The sequence below is a fragment of the Bacillus sp. DJP31 genome, from assembly GCF_049310945.1.
Classification (GTDB): domain Bacteria; phylum Bacillota; class Bacilli; order Bacillales; family SA4; genus Bacillus_BS.
In genome coordinates this window covers 1-2,693 of record NZ_JBMERO010000074.1, presented here as the reverse complement: position 1 = coordinate 2,693, position 2,693 = coordinate 1, and the positions used below count along the sequence as shown (strand labels likewise).

The following is a 2,693-nucleotide window of genomic DNA, read 5'->3' as shown; positions in this document are numbered from 1 at the left end:
CTGTGTGCCACGAAAGCAAACAAAGTGTGCTTGAAAAGCACTCCTTTTAAGCTATGCTGCACTTAAGATGAGAGTAGGTCTCTCGCAATCGCTATACAGGTAGAGATTGCAAACCACCCTAAGGTGCTGTAGTCAAAAGCTATGGTATTGAGCGTTAGGGAAAAGGCAGAGCATGACTCTGTCAGGTATGTATTAAGGAGACGAAAACCATTGAACCGCTGAAGAAGTATCGAAAGCGTAGAGATGTCATCAAAACTGAGGGGGAGTCGTTAACTCAGGATAAGTTCGGGGGAAACCTGTTTACTGCCCGTTCGGTGACCGGTATAAAGGCGGCGTGAACTTAATACAGGCTTTTGTGTGGAACGTGGGAACCTACGACATGGATGCCAAGGGAGAGATTTCAAGTGGAAGCCCCACAAGAATCAGAGTACCAATGCCATGTATAGGGGCGGAATAACTCGTAGTAGCAATGAAGCCTTCTAACGGAGATGGAGCAAAGGAGTTATGTTATTCAGTTTTATAAACAAGTCAACCATCAAATTGGGAGGAACTTATGCATAAAACAAAGCCATATAAGATATCTAAAAACATAGTATATGAAGCCTTCCTAAGAGTTAAGGCAAACAAAGGATCTGCAGGAATTGATGAGCAATCTATAGCTGAATTCGAAGGAAATCTCAAAGATAATCTGTATAAAGTGTGGAACCGAATGTCATCTGGCAGTTACTTTCCTCCAGCTGTTAAAGCTGTAGAAATACCAAAGAAGGCTGGAGGAACTAGAACTCTAGGAATCCCAACGGTTGAAGATAGAATTGCACAAATGACAGTGAAATTATATTTTGAACCTTCGGTCGAACCATTCTTTCATGTAGATTCCTATGGATACAGACCTAAGAAAAGTGCCATTCAAGCGATAGAGATAACTCGAAAAAGATGCTGGAAGTACAATTGGGTACTTGAATTTGATATTAAAGGTCTATTTGATAACATAGACCATGATTTATTAATGAAAGCAGTAGAAAAACATACTCAAGTCAAATGGATAAAGTTATACATTAAAAGATGGTTAAAAGCACCTTTTCAAACGAAAGAAGGAATAAAAGAGCGTACATCCGGCACACCGCAAGGTGGTGTCATAAGTCCAGTATTAGCAAATTTATTCCTACATTACACGTTTGATAAATGGATGGCTATTAATCACCCAAACAATCCATTCGCTAGATATGCAGATGACGCAGTCATCCACTGCAAGACAGAAGATGAAGCAAGGAAATTTCTTGATTCTCTAAACAAGAGAATGAACGAATGTAAACTTGAACTACATCCAACTAAGACGAAAATTGTTTACTGTAAGGATGCAGACAGAAAAGAAGACCATGAAAATATTTCGTTTGATTTTCTAGGATACACGTTCAGACCAAGACTGTCGAAGAACAGGTGGGGAAAACATTTTGTGAATTTCACACCTGCCATCAGTAATAAATCTAAGAAATCAATTCAGCAAAAAGTGAGAGATTGGAAACTACAGTTGAAGGCAGAAAAAGAGCTCATAGATTTATCAAAGATGTTTAACTCAATAATTCAAGGTTGGATTAATTACTATGGCAAATTCTACAAATCAGAGTTGTATTCCTGCTTAAGGCATATTAATAAAGCCTTAATTATGTGGGCGAGAAAGAAATACAAAAGACTCGCACGGCATAAAAGAGAAGCAGAACATTTCATGGGTAGAATTGCGAACCAAAATCCCAAACTCTTTAAACATTGGGTACTAGGTATCAAGCCGACGGCTGAATAATGGGAGCCGGATGAGCTGAGAGGTTCACGTCCGGTTCTGAGAGAGGCTACTGGGGAAGTTCCAGTGGCCTACTTGCCTTCTTCTCTTCGCTAAGTCAAAAGAGGATATTCAAAGGGCAGAGCAAATCACAACAAACAAGCTCGCAGAGCTTGGACTTGAAATATCTGTAGAAAAGACTAAAATCGTAGATTTTAATCATGATGACTTTGACTTTCTAGGTTTTACTTTTGAACATTGGAGAAATCGAAAGAAGGACGGAAAACCATACTACATCGCAAAACCTAAAGACGGTACATGGAAGGACTTCCGACAAAAGATAAAAGATAAAACAAGGAAGACTTTAACACTCAGCAAAGAAGCTTGGGTTACAAAGGTAAACTCCATCATTAGAGGAAAAGTGAACTACTTCCTCACTGTCTGGAAAGCGATAAAAGAAAATGAGGAATTTGGATTAAAGAGTTCATGCTTCTTCAATGTCTTCAGTAATGAATTACAAGCAATAGATGGTTACATTAGGAGAAGACTGAGAGTAGCAATGATTCATAGTCATCCGACTCAGAGAAAAGGATGGTTGTTAACGAGAAAATGGAGTATAGAATTCTTTGTTAAAATTGGACTAGTCCCTTTTTTTCAATACTACTATGGAAAACAATTCGGTCATACACCGGAATCTTATGTTGAGTATATGAAAGAGAAACAACAGAAGAAACACAAAAGAAAAGTTCAAAAAGCTAAAGAACGCGGTGAGGAGTACTATACTCCTGAACGCGTTCGCTATATAAACTATGCCCAAAGAGCAAAGCATTCAATGTAACACGTTGGTAAGCCGTATGTCTTAATAGGACACGTGCGGTTTGATAAGGGGGAAGCCTTGTGAGAGGTTTCCCTACTTTAT

Annotated in this window: 2 protein-coding genes; both read left to right on the top strand. The window is 38.9% G+C overall.

All coding sequences use genetic code 11. The features are described 5' to 3' along the window. The first annotated feature begins 553 nt into the window (after positions 1-553). Positions 554-1,798: a group II intron reverse transcriptase/maturase gene (gene ltrA / locus ACOI1C_RS22400; RefSeq protein ID WP_422512849.1), complete on the top strand. Its 1,245-nt coding sequence runs from the start codon at positions 554-556 to the stop codon at positions 1,796-1,798. A gap of 397 nt (positions 1,799-2,195) precedes the next feature. Further along, the gene (locus tag ACOI1C_RS22395) at positions 2,196-2,612 is read left to right on the top strand and encodes a hypothetical protein (protein ID WP_422512848.1); all 417 of its coding nucleotides are present in this window, start codon (positions 2,196-2,198) and stop codon (positions 2,610-2,612) included. Positions 2,613-2,693 lie beyond the last annotated feature (81 nt).